We start from the raw sequence: 12,772 nt of genomic DNA on the forward strand, positions 1-12,772 counted from the left end.
CCCCGGCAGCTCACCGCCACCACGGCTGGTGCCAGCAGCCGGAGACCTCAGGGGGCGATGCCGGTACGAAGGCGGGGTGCATGACGCTCGTACCTGCGGGTGCGCACTGGTCGGTCTCCGTCGGGGGGAGCGACCCCAAGATCCCGCTTGGCCGGGGCCTCAGCCTGCGAAGCTGAGGCCCCGGCCAAGCGGGATGGAGGTGTGTCCGTCTGTCGGCGATGGCTGCCGCCGTTCTTGATTCTCAGCGAGCCGTGACGGTGTTGCCTGAGACCTCCGTACCGCCGGTGTTGCTGTTCAGCGTCATCGTGCCGTGGACCTCGTTGCCCGCGCAGTTGTCGGCGTTGCCGGGGTCCGATCCGATCAGGACGTAGCCGCTGGTGCCGTGGACGGTGACGGCTCCCCGGAGCGTGGAGTGGCAGACGGTGAGGGCGAGGGCGCTGTCGGCTGTCAGGGAGCCGTGGATTTCGGCGTCGAGGACGGCCAGTGCTCCGCCGGACCGTACGGTGATCGCTCCGTCCTGGACGCCACCGGATGCGATGCACAGGGAGCGATCGGTGTCGACGGTCAGCCGGCCGTGGTGAGCGGTGGTGATGCACGGTTCGCTGAAGCCGACGGTGAGGCCGGTCGGGTCGGCGGTGGTGCTGGCGTCGAGGCGCGGGTCGCCGCTGTAGGCGGCGGTGATCGGGTGGGATCCGGGCTGGAGCCGGGTCGTGGTGAAGGTGGCCCGGTTGTCGGTTAGCGGCACGGTGGCCAGGGGCGTGCTGCCGTCGGAGAAGGTGACCGTTCCGGTCGGGGTGGGCGCGGCGGGGTTGGTCGGGTCGACCGTCGCGGTGAGGGTGACGGGGTGTCCGAACAGTGGCGTCGCCGTGTCGGTGGTGAGTGTGGTGGTGGTGCCGTAGCGGAAGGAGACGACGGCTCGGCCGTCGCCGTGGTTGACGCCCTGGAGGAGCGAGGCGTCGGTAGCCGTGGGTGCCGCGTAGCTGCTGCCGCCGCCACCGCCCGCGCCGTACAGGTTGCCGGGGTTGCCGCCGCCCGATCCGCCTCCGCCGCCGAACCAGCCGCCGCCGCCACCGCCTCCGCCGTTGCCGCCGCGGGCGCCGTTGCCTCCGGTGCCGCCGCTGCCCGGGTTGTACAGGCCCGTCCAGTTGTCGTAGTCGCCGCCGGGAGCGCCGGGGCCGCCGAGTGCGGAGTTGGGGCTGCCGGTGCCGGGGGCGGTCTGGGTACCGCCGCCGCCGGCTACACCGGAGCCGGCCGGGCCGCCGCCCTGGCCGCCGGCCTCGCCGGTGGGGCCGCCGCCGTTGCCGCCGTGCAGCAGGGGTCCGCCGTTGCCGGCGCCACCGCCGCCGCCGGCGACGAGTACCCGGTCGGCCGCGCCGAAGGTGCCGGTGCGCACGTCGGAGGCGCCGCCGCCGGAGCCGCCGCCGCCGTGGGCCCCGCCGCCGCCGGTGCCGTGGCCGTAGCCGCCCGGTCGGGCGAACTCGCCGTGCCGGGAGGTGCCGGGGATGCCGGCAGCGCCGAGGGTGATCTGCAGGGTCTGGCCGGGTATCACGGCCAGGGTGGTCCTGGATTCACCGCCGAGGCCGCCGGGCGCGCCGGTGTTAGGCGGGCTGGGGGAGACGTACCCGGCGGCGCTGCCGCCCTCGGCGCCGAACAGGTCGATGCTGACCGCGGTGACGCCGTTCGGCACGGTGAAGGTGTCCGTGCCGGTGGCGGTGTAGGTGCAGCCGGGGGAGGAGGAGGTGAGGACGCCGGTGCTGCCGCACGGCGAGGCCGGTGCCGCCGCGGCCGCGGTGACGGGCGCGAGTGCGGCGGCCAGCAGGCCGCAGGCTCCGGCCAGCGCGTTGATGGCGGAGCCGAGGGCACGCGGACGGGGGGTGGTCCGTGGGTTCATGGGTGTTGGTGTTGCCTTTCCGGGCCGGCGCGGGCGACCCGAGGTGGAACCGGGGATCCGCAGGCGGGCCGGGTGCTTCCCGGCCTGCCTGCGGATCGGGCTGGGGGTGGATCAGATGCCGTCGTTGGCGCACAGCGCCCAGGCGTCGGAGTAGTTGCCCGTGGAGCCGGCGCCGCCGGTGTGGGTGTAGGCGGTCCAGTAGGACGCGGTGGTGGTGCCGTCGCTGACCGGGTTGCCGCCGGCGTCGCTCGGGTAGCTGCCGTTGAAGTGGTCGCCGCCGGAGCCGGGCCCGGCGAAGTCGGTGCCGGTCACGTTGCCGCTGCTGATGGCCGCGCCGCCGCTGACCAGCTTGCCGTCGTTGACGCCGCAGCCCACGGTCACCGTCTGGCCGGTGGTCGCGGTGTTCGGGCCGCTCGCCTCGCTGTTGCGGACCGTGACGGTGGCTCCGCTCACGTTGATGTTGTTGCCGCTGCAGATGGCGTAGGCGTAAGTCTCGTTGGTGGAGCCGCCGCCACCGCCGTTCCAGCCGACCGCGGCCCAGGAGTCAGGGTTGGTCTCCCCGTTGGCCGCGGCCTTCTGCCCGTAGTCGTGGGCGGAGTTGTTGAAGGTCGGGTAGCTGGCGATCGGCTTGAGGCTGCCGACGTCGGCCGGGGTGGTCCGGGCGCCGCCGCCGAGCAGGCGGGTGCCGGCCGGGCAGGTCGCCACGGTCAGGGCCACGGTGGCGGAGGCGCTGGGACCTGCGACCTTGTTCATCACCACCTGGGTGTGGTTGATCAGGTTGCTGGTGAAGCAGACCGCGAACGGGGTGGTGGAGAAGGAGGCGTTGACCGCGCCGCCGCTGCCGCCGATGGCGAGCCAGTGGGTCACGTCGGTGCCGACGACGCCGGCGGAGCCGAGGTACTCGGTGGAGCCGTCGGAGCTGGGCTCGGTGCCGTTGACCTTGTTGCCGTTGGACGAACTGCCGGTGCCGATGGCCTGGTTGATGCCACCACCGGATATCAGACCGCTCGCGCAGTCCGCGTGGGTGGAGATCTCGGAGAACGTCGAGACGGGCCCGGCGGTCGCGCCGGGAGTCTTCACCGTCACGCTGACGGTGTTGGCGTACGCGGTGCCCGACACGGCAACCACCAGGACGGCGCCGATCGCGAGCGCCTTTCCTACGGTGACGCGACGCAGAAAGCCCATGGACATCGGGCGGTCCTTTCTCGTGCCGACGCGGCAAGGACGCAGGCCGACGTCGGCTGGGGGTGGGGGAAAGAGGGGCGCTGAAAGCCTGATGGCCGACCCGTGGGTAGACCATTGGTGATCCACACGGTGCGGCCGGGCCTTCACTGGGTGGCCACCCAGGCAGCGGCTCGCGCTGGAACGGGCCCACCCACACCTCGGTGATTCCGCTGATGTACCGCGCCCCGCAGTAGTCCGCGGGCACCACCAGCTGCGGCCCCGCGCTGTCGAGTGGCGCCCCGTCGATGCTCGTGGCCAGAAGAATCCGCTGGCCACCGAAATCCGGGTCGATCTCCGCCCACGACACCACCGCGCAGTGCCCGTCCGCCCCCGTGACGGTCAGCAGGAACCGCAGGCGCTCCTTGCGCAAGGTCGCGACGGTGTTACCGCGCCGTCCGCAGATACCCGCCTATCGATCAGTTCAGATTGGCAAATACGACCTGTCTTCTCGTTCTGTCATCGCAGCTGCGGCATGTTCATGCGCTGGTTGATCACCCAATTCGGGCCTCGGGGCCTGGTGTGCCGACCTACTCGTTTCGGCTGGTGGGACCTTGCTTCAATCGCCGTGTCGATCTGTCGAGGACGGTGGTTGCACGTGGACCTGAACACGGTGGTGGAGTTGCGCGACGCGCGCAGTCGCGGCACATGGCGGCCCGGGGACGCCTGGCTGGGCGGGGGCACGTATCTGTTCTCCGAGCCGCAGCCGCACATCCGCCGTCTGATCGACCTGAGCCGGATGGGCTGGGAGCCGGTCCGGATGACCCCGGCCGGGGGCGTGGAGATCGCCGCGACCTGCACGATCGCCCAGCTGTCCCGCTTCGCCCGGCGCGCGGACTGGCCGGCGGCGCCGCTGTTCGAACAGTGCTGCCGGGCATTCCTCGCCTCGTGGAAGATCTGGAACATGGCCACCGTCGGCGGAAACCTGTGCAACGGGCTGCCGGCCGGGCCGATGATCTCGCTGACCGCCGCCCTGGACGGCGCGTGCACCCTGCTGTCCCAGACCGGCGAGGTGCGCCGGGTGCCGGTCAAGGACTTCGTCATCGGCGCCGGCGTCAAGGACCTGCTCCCTGGTGAGCTGCTCCGCTCCATCACCCTCCCCGCCCGGGCGCTGGAGAGCCGCACCGCCTTCCGACAGGCGTCCCTGTACGGGCTCGGCCGCTCCGGCGCCCTGTTGATCGGCGCCCGCGATCCGATCGACGGCGAACTTGCCCTGACCGTCACCGCGTCGACCGTACGGCCCATCCAGCTGCGCTTCGCGGTGCCGCCCACCGCGGAGGCGGTCCGCGAGGCCGTCGAGTACGGAATCGACGCGCACGAGTACTTCGACGACATTCACGGACTGCCCGCGTGGCGGCGGCACATGACCTTCCGCTTCGCCGAGGAGATCCGCCGCGAGCTGGTCGAGGAGGACGGACGATGAGCTTCACCGTCCAGGTCAACGGCGAGGAGTTCGACGCCGAACCGCGCGCCGGCCAGTGCCTGCGCACCTACCTGCGCGAGCGCGGCTGGTTCGGGGTGAAGAAGGGCTGCGACGCCGGCGACTGCGGCGCCTGCACCGTCCAGGTCGACGGGGAGCCCGTCCACAGCTGCCTCTACCCGGCGCTGCGCGCCGAGGGCCGCTCGGTCACCACCATCGAGGGCCTGGCCCGGGACGGCGAACTCCACCCGATGCAGCAGAAGTTCCTGGACGCCCAGGGCTTCCAGTGCGGCTTCTGCACGGCCGGCATGCTGATGACCACCTCCGCCGCCGCCTTCGACGACGACAAACGCGCGGACCTGCCAAGGGCGTTGAAGGGCAACCTGTGTCGCTGCACCGGCTACCGGGCGATCGAGGACGCCATCCGCGGCGTGCGGCACACCGAACGGCCCTGCGCCGGGCAAGCGGTCGGACGCAGCCTCGGCGCACCCGCCGGCCCGCAGGTGGTGACCGGCACCGCGCGCTACACCTTCGACATCGAGGTCGAGGGCCTGCTGCACATGAAGCTGCTGCGCTCCCCGCACCCGCACGCCCGGATCGTCTCCATCGACACCTCGTCGGCGCTGTGCGTCCCGGGCGTGGTCGCCGTGTTCACCCACGAGGACGCACCCGACAAGCTCTACTCCTCGGCCCGGCACGAGCACTCCACCGAGGACCCGGACGACACCCGGGTGCTGGACGACGTGGTCCGCTTCGTCGGCCAGCGGGTCGCCGCCGTGGTCGCCGACAGCGAGGCGGCGGCCGAGGAAGGCTGCCGGAGGATCGCCGTCGAGTACCAGCAACTCCCGTACGTCCTCGACCCGGAGCAGGCGATGGAGCCCGGCGCGCCGGTCATCCACCCCAAGGGGCCGGAGTCGCGGATCGCCCGGCCGGAGAGCAACGTGTGCGGCGAGGCCCATGGTGAGCTGGGCAACGTCGAGGCGGGCTTCGCCGACGCCCACGTGGTGTACGAGGAGACCTTCCGCACCCAGCGGGTCCAGCACGCCAGCCTGGAGACCCACGGCTGCGTCGCGTACTTCGAGGGGAACGAGGAGACCGCCGAGGAGCGGATCGTGGTCCGCTCCTCCACCCAGGTGCCGTTCCTCACGCGACGCGCGCTGTGCGACCTGTACGACCTGCCGATGGAGAAGGTCCGCGTCGTCGCGGGCCGGGTCGGCGGCGGCTTCGGCGGCAAGCAGGAGATGCTCACCGAAGACATCGCGGTGCTCGCGGCACTGCGCCTGCGCCGGCCGGTGAAGCTGGAGTTCACACGCGCCGAGCAGTTCTCCGGTGCCACCACCCGCCATCCGTTCACGATCACCGTGAAGCTCGGCGCCAAGAAGGACGGCACGCTGACGGCCCTGCAGTTCCGGGTCGTCGCGAACACCGGCGCGTACGGCAACCACGGCCCGGCGGTGATGTTCCACAGCGTCGGCGAGTCGATGGGAATCTACCGGGCACCGCACAAGAAGGTCGACGCCTACTCCGTCTACACCAACTGCGTGCCCGCCGGAGCCTTCCGCGGCTACGGACTGGGCCAGGTCACCTTCGCCGTCGAGTCGGCGATGGACGAACTCGCCCGGCGGCTGGAGATCGACCCGCTGGTGCTGCGCGAGAGGAACATCATCGGCCCCGGCGAGCCCATGGAGGGCCCGCTCGGCGAGGAGGAGGACCTCCACATCGCCTCCTACGGACTCGACCAGTGCCTGAAGGTCGTCCGGAACGCCATCGCCAACGACACCAGCACCGAACTCGCCCCCGAGGGCTGGCTGGTCGGCCAGGGCTTCGCCATGGCGGCCATCGCCTGCGGCCCGCCCGGCGGGCACATCGCCGACGCCACGGTGAAGCTGCTGGAGGACGGCACGTACGACATCGCGGTCGGCACCGCGGAGTTCGGCAACGGCACCACCACCGTCCACCAGCAGATCACCGCCGGGGCGCTGGGCACCACCGTCGACCGGATCACCATCCGGCAGTCCGACACCGACCTCGTACGCCACGACACCGGAGCCTTCGGTTCGGCCGGCACCGTCGTCGCCGGCAAGGCGGTGATGAAGGCCGCCAACGCGCTCGCCGAGCAGATCCTCTCCTTCACCGCCGAGTACGCCCGCACCCCGCGTAGCCTGCTGCGGCTCACCGCCGACTCCGTGGACTGCGACGGCCGGCCGGTGGCGCTCAAGGAGGTCTTCGAGGCCGCGCGCGGCACGGGTGTCGAGCTCACGGCCGAAGGCCACTTCGGCGGCTCGCCGCGTTCGGTGGCCTTCAACTCCCAGTGGTTCCGCATCGCCGTCGACCCGGACACCGGGGAGATCCGGATCCTGCGCAGCGTCCACGGCGCCGACGCCGGAAAGGTGATGAACCCCCTGCAGTGCCGCGGCCAGGTCGAAGGGGGCGTCGCCCAGGCTCTCGGTGCCACGCTCTTCGAGCAGGTGCTGCTGGACGACCGGGGCGAGGTCGCCACCGCCGCGTTCCGCCGCTACCGGCTGCCCGCCTTCGCCGACGTACCCCGCACCGAGGTCCACTTCTCCGAGACCTCCGACGCCATCGGACCGCTGGGCGCCAAGTCGATGTCCGAGAGCCCGTTCAACCCCGTACCGCCGGCCTTCGCCAACGCCCTGCGCGACGCCACCGGCATCCGCTTCACCGAGGCGCCGTTCCTACGTGACAAGGTCTGGCGGGCGATCGACGAGCACCGCCGCGGCGCAGCCTGACGAGTGACGGCGAGGGCGTGAGTCCGCAGAGCCGCTGCGGACTCGCACCGTCGCGGGCACGAGCGGGCGGCAGCTTGCGATCGCGGCGGTGAAGCCCCGGCCAGGGAGCGGAACACACGGCGTCGGCGTGCACCGTCCGGGGCGCGGGAGACGGTGTCGCCCGCTTGAGGAGGTCCGGGCGTCCCGCGCTTCCCGCGTCCCTGGGCCGTGCACGCCGACGCCGGGAAGCGGTGGCGGACCGGATCCGCCGACGCCGGTCGCGTCCGGACGGGCTCCTCCGGTCCTGCCGCAGCCGATTCAACCGGAGCGCCAGTGTCGGGACCACCGGACAACGACACCACCCGCACGCCTGGCCATCGGGTGATCGCACAAGAGGGAAGACTCGCGGTTCACCTCGCACTTACGATGCCTTCCCGGCGCTCGATCTCGCATGTGCGATGCGCCTGCGTTTGGAGTACAAGGAGCACAACATGATCGTCGGAGACCTGCTGGAGCTGGACGACCTCCACATCGAGGTCGCCTGGGCCTCCCCGCACATGCTCGGCCGCGAGGTGAGCGGAGTGACCTCCACCGACCTGCAGGACCCGGCGCGCTACCTGCAGCCGGGCGAACTGGTCCTCACCGGCCTCGTCTGGTGGCGGCCCGACGACGGCCAGGCCGCCATGCGCTTCGCCAACGCGCTGCGCAGCGCCGAAGTCGCCGCGCTCCTGGCCGGCGAGGGCACCCACGGCGCCGTCCCCTCGGAGCTGATCGACGCCTGCCGCCGCCATGGCGTCCCCCTCCTGTCGATACCCACCGGAACCAGCTTCCGCGCCGTCACCGACCGCATCTACCTGCGCCTGTGGGGCGACCTCCAGACGCACTCCGAAGGCAAGGCGGCCCTCCCGGCCACAGCCCGCCGCACCCTGACACAGATGATCCACGCACAGGCACCGCTGGCCCACGTCCTGAAGCGGGCCGTGACCGACCTCGGCCTGCCCGACTGCTCCCTGACTACCGGCGCCGGCCGCCTGCTGGCCTCCTCAGCCTCGGGGACCACGGCAGCGACACCCGTCCCGGTGGGTCCACCGGGCGACTCGCCCTTCGACGGCTGGCTGCTCCAACCCCACACCGAACCGGGACCCACCGCCGCCACCATGCTGCACGGCCTGGCCGAGCTACTCGCCCCACTGGCCACCCGCGCCCGGGCCACCGCCTCCGCCCAGCGGCAGACCGGCACCCGGCTGATCGAACTCCTCGACTCCGGCGCCGAAGCCGACGCCGAAGCCGAACGCGCCCTCGCGCTCTCCGGCCTGCCCCCGCACACAAGGCTCACCCCGGTCGCGGCGCGGATCAACAGCACCTCCGAGACCTGGACGGCCACCGCCCTCGCCGAGGCCCTCCACGAACTGCCAGACCCCTTCATAGCCGCCCCCGACGGCCGGGGCGGCGCGGTCGCGCTGTCCACAGCAGCGGAGAAGACGATCGCCTCGACGCTGCACTCCGCGCTTGCGCGCCTGGAATCACGACTGACCAGCCGGCGCCGCATCCACCTGGGCATCGGCCCCACCGTCCAGCCGCTCGCCACCGAACTCAGAACGGCGCTCGTCCAAGCCCGCTACGCACTCAACGTCCAACCACCCGGCTGCATCGGCCGCTGCTCACAGATCACCTCCCTCGAGACCCTGCTCCGGGGGGTGCCCCCCGAGATCACCGCCGCCTTCCACCGACGGCTCCTCGCGCCACTGATCGAGCACGACCGCACCAACTCCGTGTCCCTGCTGGACACACTCGACGCCTTCCTCAGGCACAACGCCTCCTGGGCGAAGACCGCCGAAGCCCTCCACATCCACGTCAACACGGTGCACTACCGGATCAAGCGCATCGAGGAACTCACCGGCCGCAGCCTGCTGCACCTCGACGACCGGATCGACCTGTGGGCAGCCCTGCGGTGCACATCCACGCGTCTCTCATGACCGCCCGCGCCGAGCAGCTGGGCGAGCACCACCAGGCCGACACCTTGACACCGGTTCCGGAAATCACGAGAGCGTTCGGGAACTCGTGGCTCGCTCCCGGTGGCCTGCTGCTCGACGCCCGGGCCGGTGGGTGCCTTCCTGGTGAAGTTCCTGGTCTGTCTCGCGGCCTGGGTCATCGTCCGCCGGAACCCACCTGTCGGCGGTCGGCTGCGCCGACCTGACGTGCGGACCTCGCTCCGAGTGCGCCGGTGTCCGGTGCCGCGCGGCCGGGTCACCGGATCTGCCGCTTCGTCAGCAAGGCTTCGCTGCGGAGCGAACGGAGCGGACTGGCAGCCGCTGTCACGGCCCGGACGTGGCCGGTGCCTGGGCAGACGCCGTCGGCGGCACCATCTGCCGGGCCAGGGCGTCGGCAGGGCAACCGGCTGGCGCTCTGGGAAGACCCACGAGGAGCCGTGCTCGGCCGCACCTCCCTGTTCGGTCACCCAGCCAAAGGGCCCTCGCCCTGTGCGCGCCACCAGTCGTGGGCGCGTCCGGACCGCTGATTCGATCGACCCCGCCTCAAGCCCCACAACCTTCCGGCTCCGTGCCGACCGTCGAGTGGCTCTCCACACGTTGAAATGCCGAAAGGACGGACTTGGTGGCAGACAAGTCCCTGCGGCGCTTCGCCGCAGGAAAGGCACTGGCCATAGGCGCACTTCTGGTCGTGGCGGCGCCGGGAGCCGCATACGCCAACACCGTGAGCGTCACGGTGCGGCCCCCCGGAGCCACCCTCGGCCCCGCAAGCGCCAACTCCTCGATCTCGACGAGCGCTCACTGCACCGCGGTCTCATCTCCGGTGGCGGCATCAACCAGGCCACCGGCACCGGCACGGGGGTGAACGGCAACCCCCGCCATGGCCCGCACTGACCGCGGGTTGAAGTTGCCGCGAGCGCGACTTGCCACGGAACCGCGCCCATCGCGCAGCCCACTGCCGTCCGGCGTGGGGCTGGAGGTTGAGGGGGCCGAACTCGTCCATCACTCCGGCCTTGGAGCACAGCGGTGCAGTGGTTAACGCCAAGCCGGTGATCATGGGATCGAGGCAGGTCGTGGGCGGGACTACCGCAGCTCGGTGTTCGGGTGGGGTTGGGCCTGGAGCCGTTCGCGGAGGTCGATCTCCTCGGGGGTGAGCGGCGCCTCGGGCCGGCGGACGCGTACGGGCTCGGGCCGCAGGCGCAGGCCGTCGTCCGCCGCAGTGGCCTCGGCTTCGGCGCGCCCGGTAGACCGAGGCGACCGACGGGTGCCGCGCCGAACTGGTCCTCCATCCCGTCCCGGTGCGCCTGGTGGATGGTGCCGCGCTTGCCGTGGCACACGTCCCCGGCCAGCTTGTGCCGGGACTCCTGCACGGTGAGCCGGCGGTTCATCTGCCGGCGGTAGGTGTCATCCACCGGGTGATCGACTGTTCTGGAAGCCCTCGGCACCGGCACGGAAATTCCATGCTGCAGGTTCATCGGCCTGATTCACTGAGCGGGCCACGAGAGAACCTCCCTGATGTAGCATCAACTCCGATGCCACCGAGCCCGCAATGGGTCGAAATTAGGGAAGTCCATGCGCTCACGCACGCTTTCTCTCACCCTCGGCATAGCCGTGATGATTGGTGGTGCGATCTTGGGGGTGACACCGGCTCAGGCTCAGGCCTCGGACTGCCCGCGGGGGGACCTGTGCATGTGGAACGACGAAAGAAGCCGCGGTGCGCTGAACAAGATGTACGCGCTAGCCTGGCAGCGCGGAAGAATATCGCAGCAATACGTCGACAGGGTGTCGTCGGTTATTAACAATTCTCCTCGGCATGTGCGAATATATCAGGACTACGACCAGGGTGGAAAATTCATCCAGCTCGCCCCGGGTGATTACTTGCCCGATCTGAGGGGCGTAGTGATCTACAATGCAGATGGCTCTTTCTTTGATGTGAACACCTTCAATGATCGCGCGTCCTCGTACTACGTGATTTGAATCCCGGTTTCTGGAACCGGGTGTTCTCGCGTGCCCCGGAGGTCGGTCGGCTAGTCGGGAGGCTTGGGCCAGGCCGCTGCTTCGGCTGGGAATGGAACGCGTTCAAGGACTGTCTGGGCGGTGGATTCGGAGTGGCCCCTCCCTTCACCTTGACCTGGCACGACTCCGAGGTCGGGGGCCACGCGCCCGGGGCCGCGAAGCTGGTGGCGGGGTGTCGGCCGGACCCCCGGTACGGTTCCGGCACCGACGAAGGGTGAGACGAACAGATGAGAGTGACCGTTGTCGGCGGCGGCATCGCCGGGCTGACCTGTGCGCTGAGCCTGCACGCCGCCGGCTTCGCACCACGGGTGTACGAAGCGGCGCGAAGCGTCGAGGCGGTCGGAGTCGGGATCAACCTGTTGCCGCACGCCGTCCGGGAACTCGCCGAACTCGGTCTGGGCGGCGAGTTGGCCGCCGTCGCGCTGGCGCCGCACCGGTTGAGCTACCGCGCTCGCGCGGGCGGAACGGTCTGGGAGGAGCCGCTCGGCCGCGCGGCCGGGTACCACTGGCCGCAGTACTCCGTGCACCGCGGTCGTCTGCAGATGCTGCTGCTGGCCGCGGTCCGTTCGCGATTGGGACCGGACGCGGTCCGAACCGGTCTGCGGTTCCAGGGGTTCGAGCAGGACGCGTGGGGCGTCCGGTCCCATTTTCTGGACCGGTCGAGCGGTCTGCCCGTGGGCGACGACGCCGACGTGCTGGTCGGCGCCGACGGCATCGACTCCGTGGTGCGCAGCCGCTTGTATCCGGACGAGGGTCTCCCGGGTGGGAACGGCGTCCATATGTGGCGCGCAGTCGCGCCGCACCCGCATGTCCTCGACGGCCGGACGATCGTGGTGGCTGGGGGCACCCCCGGCGCGAAGTTCGTCGCCTACCCGATCGAGGACCCGGCGGCTCCGGCCGGCGAGGCCCTGCTGAACTGGGTGCTGGAGGTACGGCACGGGCCGTCCGGCACGCCTTCGGGCGGCCCTGGCCGCCGGGTCACGGCGGCGGAGGCCGCCGCCGGGCTGTCCTCGTGGAATCTGCCGTGGATCGATGTCGCGGCGCTGGCCGAACGCTCCCCGGCGATCGTCGAGTACCCGATGGTCGACCGTGATCCGCTGCCGCGCTGGAGCTTCGGGCGGGTCACGCTCCTCGGCGACGCCGCGCACCCGATGTTCCCCATGGGCATGAACGGCGGTTCGCAGTCCGTCGTCGACAGCCGGGTGCTGGCCTGGTGCCTGGCCCGGGACGGCGACGCCGTGGCCGCGCTCCGCCGTTACGACCTGATGCGCCGACCGGTCGTCAACGCCGTCGTGCTCGCCAACCGGGCCATGGGACCGGAGGAGACCATCGCACGGGCCGAGGAACAGGGCGGGGCGCTGCCCGCCGGACAGGCGGAGGAGATCGCGGCCCGCTACAAGCGGCTGGCCGGGGCCACCGTGGCCCAGGTCAACACCCATCCGTCGTGGACGGTCACCGCCGCCGCCACCGGTCCGGAGGACCTCCGAGGGTGAGGCGGTCGAGCTGG

7 protein-coding genes and 1 pseudogene are annotated in these 12,772 nt (G+C 71.3%); 5 read left to right on the forward strand and 3 right to left on the reverse strand.

Features of this window, described 5'->3' with window-relative positions:
• Window positions 1–241 precede the first annotated feature (241 nt).
• Window positions 242–1,891 (reverse strand): Ig-like domain-containing protein, encoded by a 1,650-nt coding sequence (locus ACZ4UX_RS25560; RefSeq protein ID WP_465708371.1) that lies wholly within the window; start codon window positions 1,889–1,891, stop codon window positions 242–244.
• A gap of 111 nt (window positions 1,892–2,002) precedes the next feature.
• Window positions 2,003–3,082 carry a hypothetical protein gene (locus ACZ4UX_RS25565; protein ID WP_465708372.1) on the reverse strand — a complete coding sequence of 360 codons (1,080 nt, stop codon included), beginning with the start codon at window positions 3,080–3,082 and terminating at the stop codon, window positions 2,003–2,005.
• A gap of 628 nt (window positions 3,083–3,710) precedes the next feature.
• Between ACZ4UX_RS25565 and ACZ4UX_RS25570 the strand changes: the two genes are divergently transcribed.
• The 3 genes from ACZ4UX_RS25570 to ACZ4UX_RS25580 all read left to right on the forward strand — a co-directional run bounded on the left by ACZ4UX_RS25570 (window position 3,711) and on the right by ACZ4UX_RS25580 (window position 9,237).
• A complete protein-coding gene (locus ACZ4UX_RS25570) occupies window positions 3,711–4,535 on the forward strand; it encodes an FAD binding domain-containing protein (protein WP_465708373.1) in 825 nt (274 codons plus the stop codon).
• Window positions 4,532–7,282, forward strand: a complete 2,751-nt coding sequence (locus ACZ4UX_RS25575; protein WP_465708374.1) for a molybdopterin-dependent oxidoreductase — start codon at window positions 4,532–4,534, stop codon at window positions 7,280–7,282. The genes ACZ4UX_RS25570 and ACZ4UX_RS25575 overlap by 4 nt, the downstream gene beginning before the upstream one ends.
• Before the next feature lie 470 nt (window positions 7,283–7,752).
• Window positions 7,753–9,237 (forward strand): PucR family transcriptional regulator, encoded by a 1,485-nt coding sequence (locus tag ACZ4UX_RS25580; protein ID WP_465708375.1) that lies wholly within the window; start codon window positions 7,753–7,755, stop codon window positions 9,235–9,237.
• Window positions 9,238–10,517: 1,280 nt separating this feature from the next.
• On the opposite strand, the pseudogene ACZ4UX_RS25585 reads toward ACZ4UX_RS25580, so the two are convergent.
• Window positions 10,518–10,664, reverse strand: a pseudogene (locus ACZ4UX_RS25585) (Tn3 family transposase); the annotation flags it as partial.
• Window positions 10,665–10,821: 157 nt separating this feature from the next.
• Here ACZ4UX_RS25585 and ACZ4UX_RS25590 point away from each other — a divergent pair.
• Together ACZ4UX_RS25590 and ACZ4UX_RS25595 are read left to right on the forward strand one after the other, a co-directional pair.
• Window positions 10,822–11,226 carry a peptidase inhibitor family I36 protein gene (locus ACZ4UX_RS25590; protein WP_465708376.1) on the forward strand — a complete coding sequence of 135 codons (405 nt, stop codon included), beginning with the start codon at window positions 10,822–10,824 and terminating at the stop codon, window positions 11,224–11,226.
• A gap of 266 nt (window positions 11,227–11,492) precedes the next feature.
• Window positions 11,493–12,758 (forward strand): FAD-dependent monooxygenase, encoded by a 1,266-nt coding sequence (locus tag ACZ4UX_RS25595; protein WP_465708377.1) that lies wholly within the window; start codon window positions 11,493–11,495, stop codon window positions 12,756–12,758.
• The last annotated feature ends 14 nt before the right edge of the window (window positions 12,759–12,772 follow it).

It is taken from the genome of Kitasatospora sp. NPDC028961, from assembly GCF_055564815.1.

Coding starts and splice junctions, on each gene's coding strand:
- ACZ4UX_RS25560 (WP_465708371.1), bottom strand. CDS start 1,891: ATGAACCCACGGACCACCCCCCGTCCGCGTGCCCTCGGCTCCGCCATC.
- ACZ4UX_RS25580 (WP_465708375.1), top strand. CDS start 7,753: ATGATCGTCGGAGACCTGCTGGAGCTGGACGACCTCCACATCGAGGTC.
- ACZ4UX_RS25590 (WP_465708376.1), top strand. CDS start 10,822: ATGCGCTCACGCACGCTTTCTCTCACCCTCGGCATAGCCGTGATGATT.
- ACZ4UX_RS25595 (WP_465708377.1), top strand. CDS start 11,493: ATGAGAGTGACCGTTGTCGGCGGCGGCATCGCCGGGCTGACCTGTGCG.
- ACZ4UX_RS25565 (WP_465708372.1), bottom strand. CDS start 3,082: ATGTCCATGGGCTTTCTGCGTCGCGTCACCGTAGGAAAGGCGCTCGCG.
- ACZ4UX_RS25575 (WP_465708374.1), top strand. CDS start 4,532: ATGAGCTTCACCGTCCAGGTCAACGGCGAGGAGTTCGACGCCGAACCG.